We start from the raw sequence: 24,349 nt of genomic DNA on the forward strand, positions 1-24,349 counted from the left end.
GACTCCGGTCGACGATAAGAAAAACACGCTGCGCCCATGGCGCCCGGAAGGGGTCTACCATCGGCGAGAACTTCATCCTATTGCCCCGCCCTGCCCCCCTTTTGCCAGGACGTGCAGAGTCTTTACCCGGTCGTCTCTATCATGGATATCCTGTCCGAATTCTTCGAGCGCACCCACCTTCAGGGCCGGCTGTTCTTCTCCGGACGGGTGGATGGCACGCTGGTCCTCGATAAGCCGCCGGGCATGGCGTTCATCCATGTCATCAGTCAGGGCGGGATCGACATGGTTCAGCCCGGGCTACCGAAGCTGTCGATCGCCGAGCCCAGCGTGCTGTTTTGTCCGAGCAGTTGCCGTTACCAGTTGCGCTCCAGTTCGGCACAGGGCGCGGAGCTGATCTGTGCCTCGTTCCAGTTCGGGCGCAACACCCTGCACCCCTTCCCACTCGGCCTGAAGGAAACACTGGTTTTCCCGTTCAAGGAACTGGAGAACCTCACCCCCGTGATCGGCGCGCTGCTCGCCGAATTCCAGGATCAGGCCCCCGGCAGAGTTAAGGCGCTCAATCTGCTGCTCGAGTACATGTTCGTGGTGTTGGTGCGGCACGCAGTCATCGAGCAAAAGATTTCCAGCGGTCTGCTGTATGCCCTTCAGGACGGGCGCCTGAGCGCGGTGTTCAACCGGATCCACCAGGAACCTGAGGCGCTCTGGACAGTGGAGAAGCTTGCAGGCCTGGCGAACATGTCCCGATCAAAATTCTCGGCCTGCTTCACCCAGATCATGGAGATTTCACCGATGGGCTACGTCACCGCCTGGCGAATGAAAGTGGCCCAGGACATGCTCCGCGACGGGGTTCAGATCAAAGTGATCGCCGCCTCGGTCGGCTATAGCTCGCAAGCGTCTTTCTCCAGAACCTTTCTCAACGTGGTCGGCTGGCCGCCGGCCGAATGGCTGAAACGTGATGCGGGCAGGGATTTGCCGCAGGTGACGGCGTACGTGCAGCCAACCCAGCGGTAAAAAATCAACTCTGTGAGTAAGGGTCTGCAGCGTCCTGCCGATAACGCACGCGTTACCGCATCCTCACGTGCCCCAAGGCCCAAGCTGCATTCCTGCACGAGTTGAGGTAACCGGCAGCGGTTGGCTCAGCCTTGTTTCAAATCGAGGCAATAGGTGTAGTAACCCGTGTCGCGCACATAGCCCAAGGATTCATACAACCGTTGCGCGCTGACATTGTCCGTGGCCGTTTCCAGCAGCATGCCTTTGGCGCCGGTCAACAATGCAAAGGCTCGCGCGGTGTTCATCAGCAACGTGCCGACCCCTTGCCCTCGGGCGGCGGGTGTTGTGAAGAGATCGCCGAGCAGCCAGGTGCGATGCGCGTCGATGGAGGAGAACGTCGGGAACAACTGCACGAAACCCAGCGCCTCGCCGCTGGGGGCCTGGGCGAAGAAGATCGCGGATTCGTCCCGGGCAATGCGCTCGGCGATGAACTCGCGAGACTGCGGCAGGTTCGACGGCTGGCCGTAGAAGCCTCGATAGGCGTCGAACAGGCTGGCGATTTTATCGAGGTGGGATGCGTCGGCGCGCAGGGCCTGGATGTCCATGTTGATCGTTTCCTTGCGGATTGGTTTGATGAGCGGGAAAAGGGAAATGTAGATCAAAAGATCGCAGCCTGCGGCAGCTCCTACAAGGGACGGCGTACGCAGGCTGCGATCTTTTTACTTTCCTCCTTAGGCCTTTCAGTTCCGCGCAGGGGCCACCGCCGGCATTGATGTCCTGGCCAGCCCGTAATAAAGAATCCCCGGCACCACCAGACCAACGATCCAGGAAATATCGACACCGCCGAGCTGCGCGACCATCGGCCCGGAATAGAAGTGAGTATCGACGAAGGGCAACTGGATCAATACACCCACGACATACACGCTGATCCCACGCATGTTCCAGCGGCCATAACGACCCGCCGGGTCGGACAATGCCGGGATGTCATAGCGCTCTTTGTTGATGAAGTAGTAATCCACCAGATTGATCGCGCTCCACGGTGTGAAGAAGGTCAACAAAAACAGGATGAAGTACTTGAAGGTGTTGAGAAACGAGTACTGGCCCAGCAGCGCGAGCGTGGTCGATGCCGCGACAATCACCAACACAAACACCATCCGCTGGCGGGCGGAAATCTCCAGACGACTGCGGAAACCGCTGATGATGGTGGCCACGCACATGAAGCTGCCATAAGCGTTGAGCGTGGACACCGTGACCTTGCCGAACACCACGCTCAGGTACAGCAGGGACGCCATCACACCGGTGCTGCCCAACCCGACGATGGTCGCCACCTCGTGACCGCGGAAGTTCACACCGGCCAACGCCGCGGCGAACACCCCCAGGACCATGGACGCCTGAGCGCCCAACACCGTTCCAAGCCCGACGGCAGCGAACGTTTTCCAGGACGAGGTCTTGCTCGGCAGGTAGCGTGAGTAGTCAGCCACATAAGGGCCAAAGGCGATCTGCCAGGAAGCGGATAACGACACCGCCAGCAGGAAAGTACTCCAGCCGAAGTGACGGTTTTCCAGCAACAGACCGATATCGTTGAGGGTCATCAACCGGGTAAACAGATAGACGAAGGCGATGATGCCCAGCACGCTGGCCACCCGGCCGACCAGGTGGATGACCCGGTAACCGAAGATCGTCAGAAACGCGATGCACGAGGCGAAAATCAGAATGCCGGCGCTGTCGCTGACATGGATCAACTGGGCAATCGCCTGCCCCGACAACACCGCGCCGGTGGCGCTGAAACCGAGGTACATCAGGCACACCAGCACAATCGGGATGGCCGCCCCATAGACCCCGAACTGCACACGGCTGGAGATCATCTGCGGCAGCCCGAGCTTCGGCCCTTGCGCCGCGTGCAGGGCAACCACTGCGCCGCCCAGCACCTGGCCGATCAGCAAGCCGATGAGCGACCAGAACACATCGCCGCCCAGCACCACGGCCAGGGCGCCGGTGACGATCGCCGTGATTTGCAGGTTGGCACCGAGCCACAGGGTGAACTGGCTGTAGAGGCTGCCATGCCGCTCGGCCTCGGGGATGAAATCGATCGAACGTGTCTCGATCAGGGGACTTCGCTGCTGACTATCGCTGACCTTGGTCATTACGCTGTTTTCCTTTGAGGCGCTTGTTTTTAGAGTGTGGACTCGAACGCTTAGAACGCCTTGCTGGCACTGGCAACCACAGTGGCCGTGCACAGATCGCCATAACCGTACCAGCTCGTGCATTCGCTTTTCGACAGGTCGGTATCAATGTAGCTAAGGCCCCAAGTCACGCCCACGAAGTCACGGGTCAACTTGGCTTCCCACTCGGTGTAGGCATCGCGGCTTTCACCGTTGGCGGACCAGAACGCCGGGTCTTTGACATCGTTGCGACCCACACGCAGGTCCAGGCCGATCTCGGCCGGCAATTCGATTTTGTAGCTGAGGTAGGTGTAAAGGGTGTCCTGGTCCTCGCCAAAGAAGTTCGGCGTATCGTTTGAGTAGTAGGCGCCGAGCTTCACGCCATAAACGTCAAGGACGGCGTAGACCTCACTCAGGTTGAATTGGCCTTCCTTTGGATAGTCGTACTTGATGTACCCCAGATCGAGGCTGATGGCCTCGGTCGCCTGCCAGTAGTAGCCGGCGTAATACTCGAGTTCCTGCCGCGTCTTGAACTCGCCGCCGAAATCGACGTTCGAGGTCCAGGCGCCAACGTACAAGCCGCTGCTGTGCACCAGCGTGGCGCCGGCCTGAGCCGCCGGATCACCCAGGGTTTGCGAAATGCCACGGGTGCGGTAGTCGCTGAAGACTCCCAGGGTCATGTCCAGGCTGAAGTCATCGTTGAGTGGCAGTGCCTGGGTGGTCAGGGGTGCCAATACAAGAGTGGCAAGGGTCAATACTGAGCGTGCGTTCATACAAGTCTCTTATTTTTATGGAGGTGCGGGTTGTTTCAGGCATGGCGATGCCGAGCCCCTCGCCATACGAGGAGCCAGGCAGTCTTTTGCGTGGTGCGGGTGAACGGAGGGTCAGGACGCGGGCGCGTACACCTCTTTGCCGGCGAAGAAGGTCTTCAGGACCTTGGTGTCGAACAGTTCGTCATCGCTGACCTTGAAGACATCGCGGTCGAGGATGATCAGATCGGCCTGTTTGCCGGGTGTCAGCGAACCAATCTGCTGCTCCAGGCGCAGGGCTTTGGCGGCATTGAGCGTGTAGGCGTAGAACATGGTCTGGCGATCGATGCTTTCCTTGGCATTCAACACACCCAGCGGCCCTTTGCGCGTGCTGGCCTGAGCGATGGCGTTCCATGGATTGGGGCTGGACACCGGCCAGTCACTGCCACCGGCGATGACCGCACCGGCGTTATGCAGGGACTTGGCGGGATACTGATAACCGTAAGCAAACGCGCTGATATAGGGTTTGACGAGCTCGACGGTGTAACTCTCGCCGGTGGCCCACAGCAATTGCATGGAAGCGATCACGCCAAGTTGCTTGAAGCGCGGAAACTCTTTGGGGTTGACCAGTTGCAGGTGGCTGATGCTATGAGCCACCGGTGTCGGGTTGAGTTTGCGCGCGTAGGCAAAACCATTGAGTGACTCACGCACCGCACGGTCGCCAACCGCATGCATGTGCACGATCCAGTCGCGCTTCTCCGCTGCCACGACCAACTCACCGAAGTGCGCGGGGTCGATCAGCAGTTGACCGTTTTTATGGCTGTTCTTGAAGGGAACGATGACCGCTGCGGTCTGCCCCGGAAACTCGAGAACGCCGTCAGCGAATACCTTGATGCCAGGAAAACTCAGGTTGGGTACGCCCTCGAATTTCTTCATTACCTTGGCCAGCACTTCCAGATCGGCCGGTCGACTTTTCGGGTTGGCCAACAGCAGCGCGGCGACGTGGGCATTGAGCTCGCCCTTCTCTGCCAGTTCGCGGTAAAGCGGCAACACGCCGTAACTCTGCTCGGTTGCCTTGAAATCGAACAGCGAATCGCCACTGCCGGCATTCGCCGCCGCGTCCATCCAGGCGGTGACGCCGTATTGATTGTTGACCTTCACGGCCTCGCGGGCGGCTTTCAACATGATCTCGTCGCTGGGCGCGGGGATCTGGCTGCGTACCTGGTCCCAGCGCGACTCGGCAAAATAGCCATTGGGGGTGAAGTCCGTGTCGTGACCCACAAAGCTGCGGTCCTGTTCCGAGAGACCTTTTACCAGTGCCGCGTCGATCTTCAGGCGCTTGAGCATGGCGTTGTTGGCCCATCCGGTGTGCCCGTCAATCCCGCTGAGGACCACCGGTTGATCCGCCCAACGTCCCTGGTTGAAGCGCTGGCCCAGCTCACGGCTCTTGTCCCAATAGGCCGAACTGACCCCGGCGATGCTGATCACGTCACCGGCCCGCGCAATGCCCGCCTGATCCTGTTCGATAATCCACTGTTCAAGCTCCGGCAACGGCTTGACTTCATCCAGCAGATTGGCCCCCATGCTGTTGAAGGCCGCAACCACCGGGTGACTGTGGGTATCAATCATTCCCGGCATCAGCACCTTGCCCGCCAGATCGATCCGTTGCGTGCCGGTGTCGGCCAGGGCGTTGATCTCGGCATTGCTGCCCACTTTGAGAATCTTGCCGTCTTGCACGGCCACTGCCTGGACCAGTCCCTGACCGGGTTCGGCGGTAAAGACCTTGCCGTTGAACAACACAAGGTCAGCGGCGGCCATGGCTTGCACCGAAGAAAAGGCCAGGGCTGCGGCCAACAGGTTTGGAATAAATCGCTGCATCGGAACACTCTCTTGTTTTTATTGGGCAGAACGGGAGGCCGATGCCTGGGACAATGCCTTCGGATCAAGGCCAACGAACGGCGCCTTGGCCCACACGACCTGGCCGCCCACGACCGTCAGCAGCACATTGTTTCGAGCCAACTCCTCCTCGGGCACCTGCATGAAGTTCTTGTCCAGAACGATCAGGTCCGCGAACTTGCCGACCTCGACCGAACCGACGACAGCGTCCAGTTTCAGCTGCTCGGCGGCGTTCATGGTGATGGTGCGCAGCACTTCAGTGCGCGACAGCGCCGGGTCGGCATTCAGCCTGCCCGCATACTTGGGGCCGTAGCTGTGCGGGTTCAGCGGATCACCTGAGCGGGTGACACCGATCTTCAACGCCAGGAACTCGTCGAGCGGGTCGACCGGCCAGTCGCTGCCATACGCCACACGGCCGCCGGCACGAGCGATGCTGCCGGAGGGTTCCATGCGGGCAAATCGCGCCGCCCCCAGATGTTCGTTGGTACCGTCAACCGTTGACGGTGCCTGCTGGGCCCACTGGAAGGACATGTTGGCGGTCACGTCGAGCGCTTTGAAGCGCGCATAGTCGGCAGGGTCCACCGACTCGTTGTGAGTAATGGTTGGGCGGAAGCCATTGCCAGGCAGCTGCTGGCGCAGGTATTCGATGCCGTTCAGTGAGTCACGCACCGCGCGGTCTCCGGTGGCGTGAATATGCGGATCGAGGCCGGCCTGAACGGCCTTCAGCAGCAGCGGGTTGAGTACTTGCGGCGGGAAGTAAAGCTCACCGGTGTTCTTGCCTGGTGCCCACTTCGGCGACGTATCGGTGCCGGCATTGCGCAGGTACGGCGTCAACATTGCACCCGTGTCCGCCGGCGCGTTGATGATGCCGTCCATGAACAGTTTGACGTGGCGCATGCTCACACCCGGCGCCGGTTTCGCTTCGCCCTGATCGTAGGTGGTGGCCATTGCCTTGGCCTCGGCGATGGTTTTGTCCGGGTCGGCAGCCGCGGCCGCAGGGTCGAGTTTGATCGCCAGCAAGGCCCGGGCCGTCAGCTCACCCGACTGTTGCAGGGTGGTAAACGCTTTGCCGTTTTCCGGCCCCGACAAGGCATCGAAGAAACTGGTGATGCCTTGCTGGCGCATGGCGTCGAGCGCCGCGCGGGTCTGATTGAGTTTCTCTGCGTCCGTGGCGGGCGGCACCACGGCGGCCATGGCTTCGGCGGCTCCGTCTTCGCAGATGCCGTTCGGGTTGCCGGCGCTGTCGCGCACGTACTTGCCATCACCGGGATTGGCCGTGTGCTTGTTGATGCCGGCGACCGCCAAGCCGCGAGAGTTGGTCAACACCGTATGGAAGTCGGTGGAACGGACTTGAATTGGGCGATTGGTCTTGAGTGCGTCCAGCGTCGACTTGTCGGCGTCACCGTCGAGTCCGGTCATGCCAATGCGGTCCCAACTGCCCACTTCGAGCCAGACATCGGGGCCTTTGTCCTTGTCGGCATCCAGGCACGCCTGAATGGTTTCCTGGAAAGCCTTGCGGGTCATCGTCTGGTATTTCAGGTCGCACAAGGTCATGGCGCGGCCGCCATCCCCCGGATGCATGTGCGCATCAACGAAACCCGGCATCAGCATGCGGCCGGCCAGATCGATCAGCTGTGTCTGCGTGCCGATGTACGAGGCAACCCCTGCATCACTGCCGACATAAACGATCTTCCCGCCCGTGACGGCGATCGCCTGCTGCACGGAATTCTTGCCGTCGACGGTATAGACATAGCCGTTGCGCATGACCATGTCGGCGCCTGTCGAAGCGTGTGTCTGACACCCCACCAGCGCCACGCAGGAAAATGCCGTTGTCGCGGCAACGACGATAGATAGCCTGGAAAATTTCAACTGCCTCACCTCTATTTTTATAGTTGTGGAAGTGGCCCGGACAGACTGCCGTGCAAGCCCCTGATATGCAGGGCACACGATATAGAGCGCAGCAGAAGTACGGACCTCCACAAATGAGGAGGGGTCAGGCAAATACCGGTCAGTTGAGCAGCAACGCATACTTTGTAGCAGCTGCCGAAGGCTGCGTTCGGCTGCGTAGCAGTCGTGAAGTCAGACTATGCGGTGCACCAGACTCACCGCGCACTCAGGGTTTACGACTGCTGCCTCCGAACGCGGCCCGAACCGAACGCAGGCTTCGCCAGCTGCTACAAGGACTGCGTTATGGCTTAAGGCGCTGCGCTTAATTACGACGTGCAGTTTCCGCAAGCGAAGTCGGCGAACGCAGGGCTGAACCCAGCTCCACTTTGCTCTTCACGCCGAGCTGCAAGTAGCAGTTACGCAAATAGGTGCGCACTGTGGCCGGACTCAGTGCAAGGATTTTGGCAATTTCCTTATAGGAGTGACCGGCGGCGAACAGCATCGCCGCCGTGCGCTCGCGTGGCGCCAGCACCGCCCCGCGCGACTGTGATTCGAGTGACAGGATGACGTGCTCGGCGTTGGGGCTAAGTGTCATGGCAGTGCGACCCAGGCGAATCACACACGGCGCTTTTTGCAGTTGCGCGATGACATCAACGGGAAGCATTGAACCGCTCCACCCGGGCAACTCGCGCTGAATGGCGGTGCACAGACTTGCGCCCACATACAGCAGACTGCCATCCATCCGGGCGACCCCGAAGTCACTCGCCCCGTTGCCCGTGTCGCAGCGAATCATGTCCTGCACCTGAAAGCGCCACAACTGCAACAGATGGTCGCAGAACGCCGAAAACAACCCGGCCTCGCTGTCATTGAAAGCCGGTGCATGAAGGCCACGGTAGAGACAGACGAAGAACATCAAGCCGCTTTCAGGGAGCTCGAACGTGATGCACATCAGGTGGTAGATGTCGTGACGCCGTGCGAAGTCGTTCACCTCCTCACAGGGATCGGTGAACCCACTGTCGCGCACAACTACCCCGGGTTGACTTAAGGTCTCCTGGGAAAATCTGTCGCTGACCGCTACTTTGTGCCATTCGACGGCAAACGACTCAGACAGATTGATCCGTCCGTGCATCCAGCTTTTGGGCGGAGCATTGACGCCTGACGCAGACATCTCGCCCCACCATGCCGAAGCGAAGGGCACCAGTTGGCGGAAGGCCTGCAAGCCGTCGGCGATGAATTGAGATGCCCCGCGGTCTCGAGCAAGCCGACCCAGGTGCAACACGCAACGATTGAACGCTGTCAGCGTGGCCATCGACGCCTTGGCGCCGACCTCATCACCCTCCTCCATTGTTTTTATCCTGTTTACTACATGGCGTATTTTTTCGACGATGCCATAGGCGCGGTTATGGGTCCAGCGAGCGCTATTGTTCCGGCTGTCAGCAAGAATGACTCAAATGCGCTAATTCCGCTAAACCGACCCAAGGGCCGGCACAACACCATCTAATCTGAATAGAGTACAACCACAAACAAGCCACTAGCCTCTTGATACAGGGGAGATGGGATGACCGGAAAAGCAGCGCGCCAATGCTCGTCATGGATCCTGTTCTCCCTGCTCGCCATCAACCTGGCGCTGGCAGCGGGATGTGCAGGCAAAGCTGCGACAGCTCGCTATTCGGCCATAGGTGACAGCTGCTATGCAAAAGCGCTACCCACTGCCGGCGAGGGCGGCCTGGCTTGGGGCTCCACCTTGAACATGGCTCGCAAAAAATCCCTGAATAATTGCATACGCTATGCCGGCCGATCCGGTGGCACGCCCGATACCTGCAAAGTGGTATTGGCGGAGTGCAAAAATTAAAAGGGCGGCAGTGAAGCGGGCCGTTCGGTTCACGGTCAACCACAATGGCTCGACAAACTCCAGGCTACCGGCTGCCCATTATTGATAGCTACCCCGGTACCGAGGATTTTTGCGCTCCGACACTGCCCGCCCTGGCGGCGACTGCAAGTGCCACGCAACACGCCAGTAACGAGAATGCGGCGAATGCGCCCATCACATGTAGATAAGGCAACACGTGATTCCAGGCTCGAGCCACCCCCAGGAAAGCGGCGAATAGCCAACCGCTCATGGAAAGCGCACCCAACAAGGCGAGCCGCGTGCGGCCTGCACTGCGCAGTGCGACGAAGGGAGCCTTTTGCAGCAACGGGAAGCCGACTCGATGCAACAATGCGCCGTTGAGGCTAAGCAGCGCGACGACAGTTACCTTGGCCCAGAGTTTCTGATTGAGCAGATACGCGTCGCCTTCATTGAGATACCCCTCAAGCACCAGCAACAGTCCGCTTGCCCAAAGGGCCAGCAGTGCGAGGCTGACGATCCTCTGAGTTTCATCAAGGTACTCACGCCTCGCCTGGTCCAGTATTTCCTTGCGCCAACTCCAAAGTTTGTGATCTGCCTGCAACACCCTCCCCAGGGCAATACACGTAGCGAGCAGATGACCGTATACGAGAAGCATTTTGAGCATTGCCTTGACCTTATTATTGTTTTGGCGCGGCGTTCCCTGCTTCGCTGAATTGAAAACGAATGATACAAATTTGCAATTGCATTTTCAAGATGAGCATTAATTCATAGGCTGGCACCGACCGTGATATCGGTCTGATTCGGCTTGCTCGATACATATGGATAACCGTATATTCGGATAACCACATGTAGTGAAGACACTTCCATGCTGAACCCTGCCGCCGTATTCAAATGCCTGTCCGACGAAACTCGCACACGGGCCACCTTACTGATCACCCGTGAGGGAGAGTTATGCGTCTGCGAACTGGTCTGCGCCCTGAACGACAGCCAGCCGAAAATCTCCCGCCACCTCGCGCAACTCCGGGCATGTGGCCTGCTGCTGGACCGCCGCCAGGGTCAGTGGGTGTATTACCGGCTCAACCCCGAACTGCCAAAGTGGGTTCGCAGCATTCTTGAGACAACCCTGGAAGCCAACGCCGACTGGCTTGAGGAAAACAGCACTCGACTCAAAGTGATGGGCGACCGGCCTATCAACACTGCCGCCTGCTGCTGACCCATCACCCGTCGAGACTGCTCATGTTTACTGCGTTCGCCATTTTTCTTGTCACCATTGTGTTGGTCATTTGGCAGCCCAAGGGATTGGGTGTCGGCTGGAGCGCCTCCTTGGGGGCTGCCCTTGCACTGATTGCAGGCGTCGTGACGCTGGACGATATTCCACTGGTGTGGGGCATTGTCTGGAACGCCACCGCTACGTTTATCGCGGTCATCATCATTAGCTTGTTGCTTGATGAGGCAGGCTTCTTTCAGTGGGCCGCCCTGCATGTAGCACGCTGGGCCAAGGGCGATGGTCGTCGCCTGTTCGCTTTCACGGTGCTACTGGGCGCAGCCGTTTCCGCCCTGTTTGCCAATGACGGTGCGGCACTGATACTGACCCCCATCGTCATTTCGATTTTGCTCGCCCTGCGCTTTTCCCCAGCGTCCACCCTGGCGTTTGTCATGGCAGCCGGCTTTATTGCCGACACGGCCAGCCTGCCTCTGGTGGTGTCGAACCTCGTCAATATCGTTTCAGCCGACTACTTCGGCCTGGGTTTCAGCGAGTACGCTTCAGTCATGGTCCCGGTCAATTTCGTTGCCGTGGGCTCCACCCTCGGAGTGCTGTATTGGTTTTTCCGTCGTGACATACCCGAACGCTATTCACTGGATGACCTACAAGACCCACGACGTGCCGTGCGAGACCCACTGACCTTTCGCGTCGGCTGGATTGTCCTGGGTTTGTTGCTGATTGGGCTGTTTGCGCTGGAGCCTCTGGGCATTCCGATCAGTGTCATTGCGGCGGTCTGCGCCGCGATGCTGTTCGCCGTTGCGGCGCGTGGGCATGTGATTTCAACCCGACGTGTGTTGCGCGAAGCGCCATGGCAGGTCGTGACCTTTTCGCTGGGCATGTACCTGGTGGTTTATGGGCTGAAAAACGCTGGCCTGACAACCTATCTGACAGTGGCCCTGAACTACTTTGCCGAATTAGGCATCTGGGGCGCCGCGTTGGGGACTGGTTTTCTCACGGCGTTGCTGTCATCCGGCATGAACAACATGCCGACGGTGTTGGTGGGTGCGCTGTCGATCCAGGCCAGTGACGCCACCGGCGTGGTGCGTGAGGCCATGATCTACGCCAATGTCATCGGCTCTGATCTGGGCCCGAAAATCACCCCTATCGGTAGCCTGGCAACACTGCTCTGGCTGCATGTTCTGGAGCGCAAGGGCATCCGCATCACCTGGGGTTACTACTTCAAGGTGGGTGTCGTTCTGACGCTGCCGATTCTGTTCATCACCTTATCTGCCCTGGCCTTGCGCCTGGGCGTTTAGCACCTGCCCGTCTGGAAAGAGGAGTCGCCATGCGCGTTCTATTCATGTGTACCGCCAATAGCTGTCGCAGCATTCTGTCCGAAGCGATGTTCAATCATCTCGCACCGCAAGGTTTCCAGGCGATCAGCGCCGGCAGCTTCCCCAAAGGGCAGGTTCTGCCGCGCAGCCTGACCACGTTGCAAGAGGCCGGGATTGCGATCGACGGGTTAAGCAGCAAAGGCAACGACGCCTTCGAGGCCAACCCGCCGGACATTGTCATCACCGTCTGCGACAAGGCCGCCGGTGAGGCCTGCCCGGTCTACTTCGGGCCGGCCCTCAAGGCCCATTGGGGATTGGAGGATCCATCCGAGGTGAAGGGCGATGAGACGGTCGTCGCCGCTGCATTCCACTCGACGCTTGCACGCATCGAAACACGCTGCCGGGCGTTCCTCGCCCTGCCCTTCGCCCAACTTGACCGCGATGCTCTGAAGCGCGAACTCGACCGCATCAGCACGCTGTAACGGGAGCCCCCATGACCAATCCACTGCCTAATCTCGACGCATCATTGATTCAGCCCATCGCCAGTGACGACGGCAAACACAAGCCACGAATCCTGTTGTTGTATGGGTCAACCCGCGCACGGTCATTCAGTCGGCTGCTGATCGAAGAAGCAGCCCGCCTGCTCGAACACTTCGGTGCAGAAACGCGGATCTTCAATCCATCGGGACTACCGCTACCGGATGACGCACCCGGCGATCACCCGAAAGTTCAGGAATTGCTTGAGCTGATGCAATGGTCTGAAGGACAGGTCTGGTGTTCACCCGAGCGCCACGGCGCCATGTCTGCCGTATTCAAGGCGCAGATTGACTGGGTGCCGCTGGCCCTGGGCGCCGTTCGCCCGACCCAAGGGAAAACACTCGCCGTCATGCAAGTCAGCGGCGGTTCCCAATCCTTTAACGTGGTGAATCAGCTTCGCGTGCTGGGACGCTGGATGCGGATGTTCACGATCCCTAATCAATCGTCCGTGCCGAAGGCTTATCTGGAGTTTGACGAAGGCAACCGCATGAAACCGTCCTCGCTGTATGACCGGGTGGTCGACGTCATGGAAGAACTGGTGAGGTTCACGTTGCTGCTGCGCGAGCGCCCGGATCTGGTTGACCGCTACTCCGAACGCAAAGAGTCAGCGGAAGAACTGACTCAGCGTGTGAATCAACGGTCGATTTGAAAGCAGGGTGTCCGCACCTTGGTAACTAAATGAAGTAATGATTTAAAGCGTTATAACCCGTTGCGACACCGGAGCACGGGTTAACAACCGTCGGTCTGTAAAACCCCCGCCAGAAAGCCCGCGAAAACTTCGTGATCTAGTCTGACTGCACGTTCGGCAGGAGATTTCTCATGTCATTGGCTGAAGAACGAAAACCTCAGCGCCGCAAGGAAACCCGGCTGTTTCTCTTTCTTGTCGTCTGCCTCTTTCCGCTGCTGTCGGTCGCTTTCGTCGGCGGTTACGGTTTTATCGTCTGGTTTTTCCAGATGCTGTACGGCCCACCGGGACCACCCAACTAACTAATAGCCTTTTCTGAAAGCCTATTGGAGCCAGCGCATGGACAAAGCTCTGCATATTGCCAGTCTTGTCGTACTTGCCCGACCTGAATTGTTCGACGCCGTTAAAGCCAACCTGCGTCTGTTGGACGGCTTGGAACTGCATCAGGAAAGTGCGGCGGGAAAACTGGTGGTGGTCCTTGAAGCTGTACACGAAAGTCAGATCCTTCAACGCATCGAACAGATCAACAACTTGCCCGGCGTACTTAACGCGGCGTTGATCTATCACGAACTCCTCGAACCCGAAGGAGATATCGAATGAGCATGTCGCGCCGAGCATTCGTCAAGGCCCAGGCCGCCGCCATTGCAGCCGCCGCTGCTGGCCTGCCGATTATTACCGATGCCAGCAATCTGGTGACCGAAGCAGACATGGTCACCCTGGACTGGAACAAGGCGCCCTGCCGTTTCTGCGGCACCGGGTGCAGCGTGATGGTCGCGACCAAGGACAACCGGGTGGTCGCCACCCATGGCGACGTCAAGGCGGAGGTCAACCGCGGACTGAACTGCGTGAAGGGCTATTTCCTTTCGAAGATCATGTATGGCGTTGATCGCCTGACCCAACCGCTTTTGCGCATGAAGAATGGCCAGTACGACAAGCAAGGCGAATTCCAGCCGATCAGTTGGGAGAAGGCCTTCGACATCATGGAACTGAAATTCAAGGAGGCCTTGAAGAGCAAAGGTCCCGGGTCGGTCGGCATGTTCGGCTCCGGGCAATGGACCGTGTGGGAAGGCTATGCCGCCAACAAGCTGATGAAGGCAGGCTTTCGCAGCAATAACATCGACCCCAACGCCCGCCATTGCATGGCCTCGGCGGTGATGGGTTTTATGCGCACCTTTGGCATGGATGAGCCGATGGGGTGCTACGACGACATCGAAGCTACCGACGCTTTCGTGCTCTGGGGCTCGAACATGGCCGAGATGCACCCGGTGCTCTGGAGCCGGGTCACCGACCGCCGCCTGAGCCAGCCTCACGTGAAAGTGGCCGTGCTGTCGACCTTCGAACATCGCAGTTTCGAGCTGGCCGACATCCCCATGGTGTTCAAGCCGCAAACCGACCTGATGATCCTCAACTACATCGCCAACCACATCATTGAAAGCGGCGCGGTGAACCAGGACTTCATTACGAAACACACCCGATTTGCCCAAGGCGCGGACGACATCGGGTACGGCCTGCGCCCTGACGATCCACGGGAAATGAAGGCAAAAAATGCCGGCAAGGCCAACACCTGGACCGACATTTCCTTCGAACAATACGCAGCATTCGTCAAACCTTACACACTGGAGCGAACCGCCAAAGAGACAGGCGTTCCGACTGAAAGGCTCAAGGCTTTGGCCGAGTTGTATGCCGACCCCAAGCGCAAAGTCGTGTCGTTCTGGACCATGGGTTTCAATCAGCACACTCGCGGCGTCTGGGCCAACAACCTGATCTACAACATCCATCTGCTCACCGGCAAAATCAGCGAGCCGGGCAACAGCCCTTTCTCACTCACCGGCCAGCCGTCGGCCTGTGGTACGGCGCGCGAAGTCGGGACCTTCTCCCACCGCTTGCCCGCCGATCTGGTGGTGACCAACCCCAAGCACCGCGCCATCGCCGAAAAAATCTGGAAGCTGCCCGCCGGCACCATTCAGGAGAAGCCTGGTTTTCACGCGGTAGAACAGAGCCGCATGCTCAAGGACGGCGTGCTCAACGTTTACTGGACCCAGGCCAGCAACAACATGCACGCCGGGCCGAACATCATGCAGGAAGTTCTGCCGGGCTGGCGCAACCCGGAAAATTTCGTGATTGTCTCGGATGTCTACCCTACCGTTTCCGCGCAAGCCGCCGACCTGATCCTGCCCAGCGCCATGTGGGTGGAAAAGGAAGGTGCCTTCGGCAACGCTGAACGGCGTACGCAATTCTGGCATCAATTGGTGACCGCACCGGGGGACGCCAAGTCGGACCTGTGGCAGTTACTGGAGTTTTCCAAGCGTTTCACCACCGATGAAACCTGGCCCGCCGAGTTACTGGCCAAGTCTCCTGAGCACAAGGGCAAAACCCTGTTTGAAGTGCTTTACAAGAATGGCCAGGTTGACCAGTTCCCGGTCGAGCAAATGGAAGCCGGATACAAAAATGATGAAGCCAAAGCGTTTGGCTTCTACCTGCAAAAAGGTTTGTTCGAGGAGTACGCCCAATTCGGTCGCGGCCACGGGCATGACCTTGCCACGTTCGACCGCTACCACAGCGAACGGGGACTGCGCTGGCCGGTGGTGGACGGCAAGGAAACCCGCTGGCGTTACCGCGAGGGGCTCGACCCCTACGTGGAAAAAGGCAGCGAGGTGCAGTTCTACGGCTACCCGGACAAGAAGGCGATCATTTTCGCCCTGCCCTACGAGCCGCCAGCCGAAGCCCCGGATGCCGATTACCCGTTCTGGCTGAGCACCGGGCGCGTCCTCGAACACTGGCACACCGGCACCATGACCCAACGCGTCGAGGAACTGTACAAAGCGGTGCCGGACGCATTGGTCTACATGCACCCCGAAGATGCCAAGGCCTTGAAGGCGCGGCGTGGCAGTGAAGTGAAGTTGATCAGCCGACGCGGTGAGATTCGTGCGCGCATCGAGACCCGCGGGCGTAACAAGCCGCCTCAAGGACTGGTGTTCGTGCCGTTTTTCGATGCCAACAAGCTGATCAACAAAGTCACGCTCGATGCCACCGACCCGATCTCCAAGCAGACCGACTACAAAAAATGCGCGATACGAATCGAGTTGATCAGCGTGGCCTGAGGAGAACCGTCATGCCTTTGCGAATCCTGCCGTTGCTCCTGCTCGCTGCGATTGGCGTGGTGATGGCTGCAGAAGTCAATTACCCCCTCGATGCACCGGGGCCGGATGGGCGCCGGCCCGGTGGCACCTTGACCCAGAGCATGCCGGCCCCGCCCATTGCCAATGAAGAAAACAAGGACCTGAAGCGCGAACGCAATTACCCGGACCAGCCTCCCACCATCCCTCATACCATCCTCGGTTATCAGATCGACAAAAACGGCAACAAGTGCCTGTCCTGTCACAGCCGTGCCAACAGCGCACGGACCCAGGCGACGATGATCAGCATCACCCACTACATGGACCGCGACGGCCAGGCGCTGGCGGCGGTGTCACCGCGCCGGTACTTCTGTAACCAATGCCACGTGTCGCAAACAGAAGTGCTGCCCCTGGTGGGCAACAGCTTCGAAACGATCGACAAGATATTGCAAGACGACGCCAACGCCGCGCAGAAACCCTGAGGAGGCAACATGAAAGCACTGTTCGCCCTGCTTAAGGATTACTGGGGCATTCTGCGTCGTCCGAGTCTCTACTACAGCCTGGGCTTTCTGACACTGGGGGGCTTTATCGCCGGGATCATTTTCTGGGGTGGCTTCAACACCGCGCTGGAGCTGAGCAATACCGAAAAATTCTGCATCTCCTGTCATGAGATGCGTGACAACGTTTTCGTCGAGCTCAAGGACACGATCCACTACACCAACCGATCCGGCGTGCGCGCCAGTTGCCCGGACTGCCACGTCCCCCACGAATGGACCCACAAGATCGCGCGCAAGATGCAGGCTTCAAAAGAGGTGTGGGGCAAGATTTTCGGCACCATCGATACGCGCGACAAATTTCTCATGCTACGGCGCGAGCTGGCCGAACATGAATGGGCAAGGCTCAAGGCCAACGACTCTCGCGAATGCCGTAATTGCCACAACTTCGAGTTCATGGATTTTACCCGCCAGAGCAAGCGCGCTTCTGCCATGCACTCAACTTCTCTGGCCAACGGTGAGGCCACCTGTATCGACTGCCACAAGGGCATCGCTCACAAGCTGCCCGATATGAGCGGAGTGAAAGGCTGGTAAGGATTTTTCGATCCGCCCGCACTTATCCTATCCTTTTATCCAACCAACAACGCCGGTCACCGACATGCCCGCCCCTGAATCCACCCTCCTCGACAGCTGGCATCACAACGCCCAATCCTGGATCGACGCCATCCGCACCGGCGCCATCGAAAGTCGCCTCAAGGTCACCGACCAGGCAATCCTGCTGGCGGTGCTGGGCCGTCAGCCCGAGCGCGTGCTCGACCTGGGCTGCGGCGAGGGCTGGCTGTTGCGCGTGCTGGCTGAACGGGGCATCAAGGCGGTCGGTGTGGATGGCGATGCGACGCTGGTCGAGGCGGCGCGGGCGGCGGGCTCTTCGCCGGTGCATCTGGCGAGCTATGAAGCGTTGGTGGAAGCGAAGGTGGACATCGGCCGCGACTACAACCTGATCTGCGCCAACTTCGCCCTGCTGCACCAGGACATCATCCCGCTGCTCGCCGCCATGAACGCCTTGCTCGCCCCTGGCGGCGCGCTGGTGATCCAGACGCTGCATCCATGGACCGCAGCGGCGGGCGACTATCAGGATGGTTGGCGGGAAGAGACCTTCACTGGATTCAAGGGACAGTGGCAACCCATGCCGTGGTATTTCCGCTCCTTGTCCAGTTGGCTCAATGCGCTGGACATGGCCGGTTTTCAGCTAGCCGTCCTGCAGGAACCGCAGCACCCGCAAAGCCCTGTGCCGCAGTCATTGCTGTTGGTGGCCGAGCAGCGGGGTTCGCGACTCTTCAGTAACTCCCTTCCCGCACCCACCGCCTGACCTCAGCCTGTATGGCATAAGCCGGCGCCTCCACAGCATTGAAATCCTGTGTATACCGCTGGGCAAATCCTTCTACCCCCCACTCCTGATATTGCTGCACATGCTTTAATTCGTGAGCCCAGAGCGCGATATCCTGTTCTGCGGCTTGAGCGTCCCGGAAGAGGATGATGTCGATCAGCGTCACGGCACCGACATCGGGGTTTTGCAGCATGGCAGTGGCGGCGCTGAATTGGCCGTTGTCGCTCACTTTGTAGCGCGCAGTATCGAGGACGCCGGGGTCGTACCAGCGCAGCAGTTGTTCCCGGATGTGCGGTGGAATGGGTTGGATGTCGGCGGTGGCTGCTTCGGCGCGGGCTTGGGTCAGCCACATCGCCAGGGCAGGTGCCGCGATCTGGTAGATGCCATCAGGCACTGGCAGGCAGATGCAGCCGTCCAGACACACTTGTGTCTCGCCCTCTGGGCAGGCGTTGGTCTGGGCAGGCACTTCAAGAGTCAGGCAAAGAACCAACAGCGCCACCAGGCGCGTGGTGATGGGCGACATTGGGCGCTCCAGGGACGGACGCAGCGCAAACATTGGGTCACCATTGATCGGCAATCCGCATGGCTTTAGCGTAGTCCCGAACCAAGCGCCCCAGCGTTAATCCACGACGAACAACTTGGCACCGGTGGTGCTGAAAGATCGATGCCCTTCAGCGTTGCTGCCCACCTGATAGCTCATCCCGGCGGTGAGCGTGAACTGACGACCATCCTCCAGCTCCGTGTGCAACTCGCCTTCCAGACACAACAGGATATGACCTCTCCAGCACCAGTGATCGGCCAGATATCCGGGACTGTATTCAACCATCCGCACACGCGTTGAACCAAACTGGCAGGTTCGCCAATAGGCGCTACCCGTCTGTCCAGCGTACTGAACAGGTTCGACAGTCGACCAATCGGTCGTACCAAAGGGAACAGCCGTTAGATCCATCGTTGCCTCATCAATGAAGGAGTGTCTGTGGACCGTAACCATCCAGCACTACTTTCGATAGACACAGATGCCCCGCATTTATGAGATACAGGCGACCCACTCAAGCATGATAGTCAGAGGCAGCTTTCGGCTGTGGATTCAACCGGTCTTGAACACCGGCGCCATGTCCTCATTAACAAACTGAATATGCGCCGCGCGCCCTCGCGCCTCATCCCGTCTCCCCCTCCCAAGTAGTCCGAAACTCCCACCCCGCTTGGGAGTTTCGGCCGATGCGCAATCACTGGCGCTTAGCCATAGTAGCGATCAAAGGTCAACGGTCAGACCTAGATGACCGCAACTGCCCAGGTAAACGTCATGACTATTCAAGAACAAGATTTGCTGCTGACGAGCGCTCTGAGCGTCGTGGCGACCGGCGAGGACGTTTCGCTGGACGAAACGGCCGGGTTGCAGAACCTCACCGCCACGCCAAGCCCTGCGGGAGACGCTGACGACAACGACATTCTGGTGACCTCCCTGCCCTCGACCTTCGCTACCCGTTTGACTGCACTGGGTGCCGGTACCGCAACGGGTGCAGCGTTGAGTGGCTATACCGGTGCCGTGGGCAACACGGGCAGCAATGCGTTCACCGTCACCGCTGCCCCCGGAGCCAGCATTACCAATATCAGCTTCGTCGACAGCGCTGGTGCACCGCTCAATGGCCTGGACAGTGGACTGGACACCCTCGATGGCACCAGCATCTTTCTCTATACGGATGCGAACAACGACAACATCGTTCTGGGCCGAGCCGGTGGCTCGACCGGCGCGATCGTGTTCGCTGCCTATATCGAAGAAACCGGATCGCCGGTTTCGGGCGGCAAGATCTGGACCGTGGAGTATCAACCGCTCAAGCATCCAGTTACGACGAATCCCGATGATTCGCTCAATCTGCAGGACAAGGTTTTCGTCGGAGTCAGTCAGGACCTGGAATTCAATCTGGCCAATGCGCCTTCCGGTCAGAACCTCTTTCTGATGTTCACGACGGCGAACCCGACAGTTGTCGACGACGGTGGTGTATTGCGGATCACGAATCCCACCATCATCGCCACCGGCAAGGAGCCGGCGAATCAGTCCGGGCTTGACCCCATCGACACGAAAGACGACATCAATATAACGACTGGCGATACGATCAATACCAGCCAGGCCGGTGGCCCGACCACCTTCGGCACCAACAGCCAGATGATTACGGAACAGGAAGGCATCCGCTTTTCGTTCGTCACGGGTGCCAGGCAGGATATGACCATTCCCAACCTGGATCAGAACGAAGCAGATGTTGAATCCAACATCGACTTTACCGCCGTTTTCAATGCGAAGTCGGCCAATTTCGACATCGTGCAGTTGCAAAGCGGCAAGAGTGCTGTCGTAAAAATCAGTGCATTCAACACCGCTGTTGAATCTGGTGCGAGTTTCATCGACGGCTATGCGAATGATTCGACGGTTGCCATCTCCAATGTTCGCGTCATCAACATCAGCACCGGGCAGGTGATCGAGAATTCAAACGGATCGGCGGATGATCCGGCCATTACCATCAGCTTTTCTGGTGGGGTTGCAACCATCACCGGCGTTAAAGCCGGCTACCAGATTGAATACACCACAACGACGGATCACAACCGCGTACTCATCGAGAACGGGGCAGCCCTCGACGCCAAGGGTAATAACCACGCCGACTTTGATATCGGTGGTTTCACGCTGGTCCAGGCCTCTGTCTCGACCGCCGAAATCGGCTCCAAGATGATCTTCGACGATGACGGCCCGAGCGCGGACGTGGTCGATGGCGGCGGCGCAGTGACCATCGACGAGACGGCCGGCAACCAGGATAACGACAGCGACTTGGCGGCGGTTCTGGCGCTGTTCGACACGGAAGTGGTGAACAAGGGCACGGACTTGAATCCAACGGAGTTCGCGATCAGCACCACGCCTTTGGCCACCACGACGCTCAGCAGCTTTGGCCAGGATGTGGCGGGTGGGACGAAAGTGCTGTCGCTGGCGATTGTGGGCGGCGACGGCACCGACTCGCTGCTCGACACCACTGATGGCAAGAACATCATTCTGTTCAAGGAAGGCGATCTGATTGTCGGCCGCTATGACGTCGCCAACGGCCCGGTCACGGTCGCCGATCCGGCGGCGTTCGCGATTGCGCTGCAGCAGGACGGCAACGTAGCGGTCGCGCAGTATGTCTCGCTCACGCACCCCATCGCCGGCAGCACGGCGGCGGCCTATGACGACCGGATCGATCTGACCGGCCTGATCAACGCGGTGGTGACGGTGACCGACGGCGACGGCGACACCAGCACCGACAGCGTGGGCATCGGCGACGACATCAACTTCGACGACGACGGGCCGAGCGCGGACGTGGCCGATGGCGGCGGCGCAGTGACAATCGACGAGACAGCCGGCAACCAGGATAACGACAGCGACTTGGCGGCGGTTCTGGCGCTGTTCGACACGGAAGTGGTGAACAAGGGCACGGACTTGAATCCAGCGGAGTTCGCGATCAGCACCACGCCTTTGGCCACCACGACGCTCAGCAGCTTTGGCCAGGACCAGGAAGGTGCGACGAAAGTGCTGTCGCTGGCGATTGTGGGCGGCGACGGCACCGACTCGCTGCTCGATACCACTGATGGCAAGAACATCATTCTGTTCAAGGAAGGCGATCTGATTGTCGGCCGCTATGACGTCGCCAACGGCCCGGTCACGGTCGCCGATCCGGCGGCGTTCGCGATTGCGCTGCAGCAGGACGGCAACGTGGCGGTCGCGCAGTATGTCTCGCTCACGCACCCCATCGCCGGCAGCACGGCGGCGGCCTATGACGACCGGATCGATCTGACCGGCCTGATCAACGCGGTGGTGACGGTGACCGACGGCGACGGCGACACCAGCACCGACAGCGTGGGCATCGGCGACGACATCAACTTCGACGACGACGGACCGGCGGTGTCAGCCAACAACACGGTGCTGCTCGACGACGATGCGCTCACCGGTGGCAATGCTGGCGGCACGGGCGACGATGCAGACTCGGCTAACACAAGCGGCACTCTGGGCCACGACTTTGGTCAGGACGGGGCCGGCACAGTGGCCTATCTGACCAGCGGAGCACCCGCAGGCTTCACCTATGTGGCCGATAGCACCAGTCTGCTGGTCAAGCAGGGCACGACCACGGTGCTGACGCTGACGATGGTCGCGGCAACGGGCGCCTACACGGTGGTGCAAAACAACCCGATCCTCCATGTGGCGGGCCTGACCGAGAACAACCAGGCATTCACCATCAACTACCGGGTGACCGATGGTGATGGCGATACGGCCGATGGCACGCTGGGGATCAACGTCGATGACGACACCCCGGTCGTAACGGCCAAGTCGAATCTGGTCTACGCGAACTCCAGCAACGGGACGTCCTTGACGGATGAAGGTGGAACGGGCGTCTACGCTTACTCGATTGGCGCAGACACGCATGTGGCACCTTACAGTGCGACGAACTCCGACTTCCTGTCCGTGGCCCTCACGGGTGTCACGGTGGGTACGAACCCCATCACCAACAAATTGGTGACGTGGGCCTCGGAGACTGATAGCCAGGCGGTGTTCAACGTGGGTTTCACCTACGTGTCCAACAATCCGGCGCAGGGAGCGACCACCAACGCCACCGGCACGCTGACCTTTGACAAGGTGGCTGACACCTATACCTTGCTGCTGGATCATGAGATTGAGAGCTTCAGCATCCTGAACACCTCGACGCCTGGTAACCCGCTCCAGGGCTATGCGCTCAACTCGGCCACGACCGTGGGATCGAACCCTCCGGTCTCGGTGATGACGCTTGCCAGCAACTTCTTTGTGCAGTTCGAGGGATTCGGCGTGAATAACGGGACGCCCCAAACCTTCGCTTACGACACCACCACAGGTTTGTTCTCGAATGATCGACGGTATGTCACGGTCTCATCGGATTCGATTGGCGCTGCCAGCGACACGCTCCAATCGGACGAGGTGATTGATCTGGACTTCTACAAAACAAATCCCCAGGGGTTCACCGCTTCTAGCGCGGACAGGGCCACGAGCAAGGCGATCTTTCTCGAGTTCACACAGGCGGGCATTGGCGCCGGCAAAGACATGCTGGTGGTATTGAAGCTGGTTGATGACAATGACCCCACTCATACAATCAATCGGACCTTCATTGTTGGAAACTCAGCCAGTAATGACGACGTTCTCAATGACAGTGTGCCCACCTACGGATTCGTGGCTCAGGCACAAAACGGCATCGTGGTCTTCGAGAGCAATGACTACAACTTCACCGGAGAACACTACTCGATCCAGGGCGCGCAAGTGGTGACATCGACCCAAAACACAACCGGAACCGGGTATCAGCTCAATGGGGCCATCGACAATCCCGCGACTCCGGGGGTTGAGGGTGCAACACCCAATGCCCAGATAGCGTTCGGCGGCGCCACGACTGAGGGGAATAACGAACCCATCAAGATCGTCAACATCGGCTTCGTGTCCACGGCGACACCGGACGCCCACCTGACCTTCGATGTGGCGGTAGCGGATGCCGACGGTGATGCGACGGTTACGCAAACCCTGGACGTGACGATTGTTGGCGACCACCACGTGACGGCCTCAACGGGTGCGGACACATTCGTGATCGCCGACACCGACGTCGACGGGCTGCTCTCCATAGGCTTGACTGTCATCGATGGCGGCTTTGCCACCGGCAGTGACTCGCTCAACTTCACGGTGCCGGGCTCGGTGGCGAACTACACCGAAGTGCTGGCACCGGTCACCAACCTGGCGGCATTCACAGCCGCCGCCGATATCGCGCTGGACGGCACGAAGAACTACTACTTTGGCGTCGTTGGAGGCGACGGCTACCTGGCATTTGACGCCGACGGCAACGGTATCACCACCATCATCCAGTTGGTCGGTGTGACCGACATCGCAAGCACTGACATTGTCTGAATGCCGCTGTAGGCACACGGCCTGGCTCCCGCGAGGGGGCCAGGCCGTTTTCATTGGGCTGCTTATTCCTGAGCCAACGAGGCCAGACGAGCGTCCCGGGCTCAAGGGGCGAAGCCTTTGACGCCAG

Annotated in this window: 22 protein-coding genes; 13 read left to right on the plus strand and 9 right to left on the minus strand. The window is 59.4% G+C overall.

Annotation, left to right across the window (positions count from 1 at the left end):
* Window positions 1-141: 141 nt before the first annotated feature.
* Window positions 142-1,011: an AraC family transcriptional regulator gene (locus KGB23_RS07420; RefSeq protein ID WP_223430510.1), complete on the plus strand. Its 870-nt coding sequence runs from the start codon at window positions 142-144 to the stop codon at window positions 1,009-1,011.
* A 125-nt stretch (window positions 1,012-1,136) separates the two neighbouring features.
* On the opposite strand, the gene KGB23_RS07425 is transcribed toward KGB23_RS07420, so the two are convergent.
* The 6 genes from KGB23_RS07425 to KGB23_RS07450 all read right to left on the minus strand — a co-directional run bounded on the left by KGB23_RS07425 (window position 1,137) and on the right by KGB23_RS07450 (window position 9,029).
* Window positions 1,137-1,595, minus strand: coding sequence for a GNAT family N-acetyltransferase (locus KGB23_RS07425; RefSeq protein WP_223430511.1), 459 nt, complete (start codon window positions 1,593-1,595; stop codon window positions 1,137-1,139).
* 135 nt (window positions 1,596-1,730) lie between these two features.
* On the minus strand, window positions 1,731-3,134 hold the full coding sequence (locus KGB23_RS07430; RefSeq protein WP_223430512.1) for a purine-cytosine permease family protein: 1,404 nt from the start codon (window positions 3,132-3,134) through the stop codon (window positions 1,731-1,733).
* A gap of 50 nt (window positions 3,135-3,184) precedes the next feature.
* Window positions 3,185-3,925 (minus strand): TorF family putative porin, encoded by a 741-nt coding sequence (locus KGB23_RS07435; RefSeq protein WP_223430513.1) that lies wholly within the window; start codon window positions 3,923-3,925, stop codon window positions 3,185-3,187.
* A gap of 111 nt (window positions 3,926-4,036) precedes the next feature.
* The gene (locus KGB23_RS07440) at window positions 4,037-5,779 is read right to left on the minus strand and encodes an amidohydrolase (RefSeq protein WP_223430514.1); all 1,743 of its coding nucleotides are present in this window, start codon (window positions 5,777-5,779) and stop codon (window positions 4,037-4,039) included.
* Between the two features lie 18 nt (window positions 5,780-5,797).
* A complete protein-coding gene (locus KGB23_RS07445; protein ID WP_411741488.1) occupies window positions 5,798-7,666 on the minus strand; it encodes an amidohydrolase in 1,869 nt (622 codons plus the stop codon).
* 340 nt (window positions 7,667-8,006) lie between these two features.
* Complete coding sequence (locus KGB23_RS07450; protein WP_223430516.1) at window positions 8,007-9,029, minus strand: helix-turn-helix transcriptional regulator; 1,023 nt, start codon at window positions 9,027-9,029, stop codon at window positions 8,007-8,009.
* A gap of 213 nt (window positions 9,030-9,242) precedes the next feature.
* Here KGB23_RS07450 and KGB23_RS07455 point away from each other — a divergent pair, with 213 nt between their 5' ends.
* Window positions 9,243-9,536: a hypothetical protein gene (locus tag KGB23_RS07455; RefSeq protein WP_223430517.1), complete on the plus strand. Its 294-nt coding sequence runs from the start codon at window positions 9,243-9,245 to the stop codon at window positions 9,534-9,536.
* A gap of 88 nt (window positions 9,537-9,624) precedes the next feature.
* Here KGB23_RS07455 and KGB23_RS07460 read toward each other — a convergent pair whose 3' ends face one another.
* On the minus strand, window positions 9,625-10,197 hold the full coding sequence (locus KGB23_RS07460) for a hypothetical protein (RefSeq protein ID WP_223430518.1): 573 nt from the start codon (window positions 10,195-10,197) through the stop codon (window positions 9,625-9,627).
* Window positions 10,198-10,398: 201 nt separating this feature from the next.
* On the opposite strand from KGB23_RS07460, the gene KGB23_RS07465 reads away from it, so the two are divergent.
* From KGB23_RS07465 to KGB23_RS07510, 10 genes are all read left to right on the plus strand, one after another.
* Window positions 10,399-10,746, plus strand: coding sequence for a metalloregulator ArsR/SmtB family transcription factor (locus tag KGB23_RS07465; RefSeq protein WP_150656234.1), 348 nt, complete (start codon window positions 10,399-10,401; stop codon window positions 10,744-10,746).
* A gap of 23 nt (window positions 10,747-10,769) precedes the next feature.
* Entirely contained in the window at window positions 10,770-12,053 is a 1,284-nt protein-coding gene (locus KGB23_RS07470; protein WP_223430519.1) for an arsenic transporter, read from the plus strand.
* A gap of 29 nt (window positions 12,054-12,082) precedes the next feature.
* Complete coding sequence (locus tag KGB23_RS07475; protein ID WP_008154752.1) at window positions 12,083-12,553, plus strand: arsenate reductase ArsC; 471 nt, start codon at window positions 12,083-12,085, stop codon at window positions 12,551-12,553.
* Window positions 12,554-12,564: 11 nt separating this feature from the next.
* Complete coding sequence (gene arsH / locus KGB23_RS07480) at window positions 12,565-13,257, plus strand: arsenical resistance protein ArsH (RefSeq protein WP_223430520.1); 693 nt, start codon at window positions 12,565-12,567, stop codon at window positions 13,255-13,257.
* Between the two features lie 170 nt (window positions 13,258-13,427).
* On the plus strand, window positions 13,428-13,595 hold the full coding sequence (napE, locus tag KGB23_RS07485; RefSeq protein ID WP_223430521.1) for a periplasmic nitrate reductase, NapE protein: 168 nt from the start codon (window positions 13,428-13,430) through the stop codon (window positions 13,593-13,595).
* 37 nt (window positions 13,596-13,632) lie between these two features.
* Window positions 13,633-13,893, plus strand: a complete 261-nt coding sequence (locus KGB23_RS07490) for a chaperone NapD (RefSeq protein ID WP_223430522.1) — start codon at window positions 13,633-13,635, stop codon at window positions 13,891-13,893.
* Window positions 13,890-16,394, plus strand: coding sequence for a nitrate reductase catalytic subunit NapA (gene napA / locus KGB23_RS07495; protein ID WP_223430523.1), 2,505 nt, complete (start codon window positions 13,890-13,892; stop codon window positions 16,392-16,394). Before KGB23_RS07490 ends, napA begins: the two co-directional genes overlap by 4 nt.
* Before the next feature lie 11 nt (window positions 16,395-16,405).
* Window positions 16,406-16,891 (plus strand): nitrate reductase cytochrome c-type subunit, encoded by a 486-nt coding sequence (locus tag KGB23_RS07500; protein ID WP_223430524.1) that lies wholly within the window; start codon window positions 16,406-16,408, stop codon window positions 16,889-16,891.
* Between the two features lie 9 nt (window positions 16,892-16,900).
* Window positions 16,901-17,497, plus strand: coding sequence for a cytochrome c3 family protein (locus KGB23_RS07505; RefSeq protein WP_223430525.1), 597 nt, complete (start codon window positions 16,901-16,903; stop codon window positions 17,495-17,497).
* A 64-nt stretch (window positions 17,498-17,561) separates the two neighbouring features.
* Window positions 17,562-18,272 carry a class I SAM-dependent methyltransferase gene (locus KGB23_RS07510; protein WP_223430526.1) on the plus strand — a complete coding sequence of 237 codons (711 nt, stop codon included), beginning with the start codon at window positions 17,562-17,564 and terminating at the stop codon, window positions 18,270-18,272.
* On the opposite strand, the gene KGB23_RS07515 is transcribed toward KGB23_RS07510, so the two are convergent.
* The gene (locus KGB23_RS07515; RefSeq protein WP_223430527.1) at window positions 18,241-18,813 is read right to left on the minus strand and encodes a DUF4157 domain-containing protein; all 573 of its coding nucleotides are present in this window, start codon (window positions 18,811-18,813) and stop codon (window positions 18,241-18,243) included. The genes KGB23_RS07510 and KGB23_RS07515 overlap by 32 nt on opposite strands.
* A 96-nt stretch (window positions 18,814-18,909) precedes the next feature.
* Entirely contained in the window at window positions 18,910-19,239 is a 330-nt protein-coding gene (locus KGB23_RS07520; protein WP_223430528.1) for a DHCW motif cupin fold protein, read from the minus strand.
* A gap of 354 nt (window positions 19,240-19,593) precedes the next feature.
* Between KGB23_RS07520 and KGB23_RS07525 the strand changes: the two genes are divergently transcribed.
* The gene (locus KGB23_RS07525) at window positions 19,594-24,222 is read left to right on the plus strand and encodes a beta strand repeat-containing protein (protein ID WP_223430529.1); all 4,629 of its coding nucleotides are present in this window, start codon (window positions 19,594-19,596) and stop codon (window positions 24,220-24,222) included.
* Window positions 24,223-24,349: the final 127 nt, after the last annotated feature.

The sequence above is a fragment of the Pseudomonas sp. GL-B-26 genome (assembly GCF_019947405.1).
Classification (GTDB): domain Bacteria; phylum Pseudomonadota; class Gammaproteobacteria; order Pseudomonadales; family Pseudomonadaceae; genus Aquipseudomonas.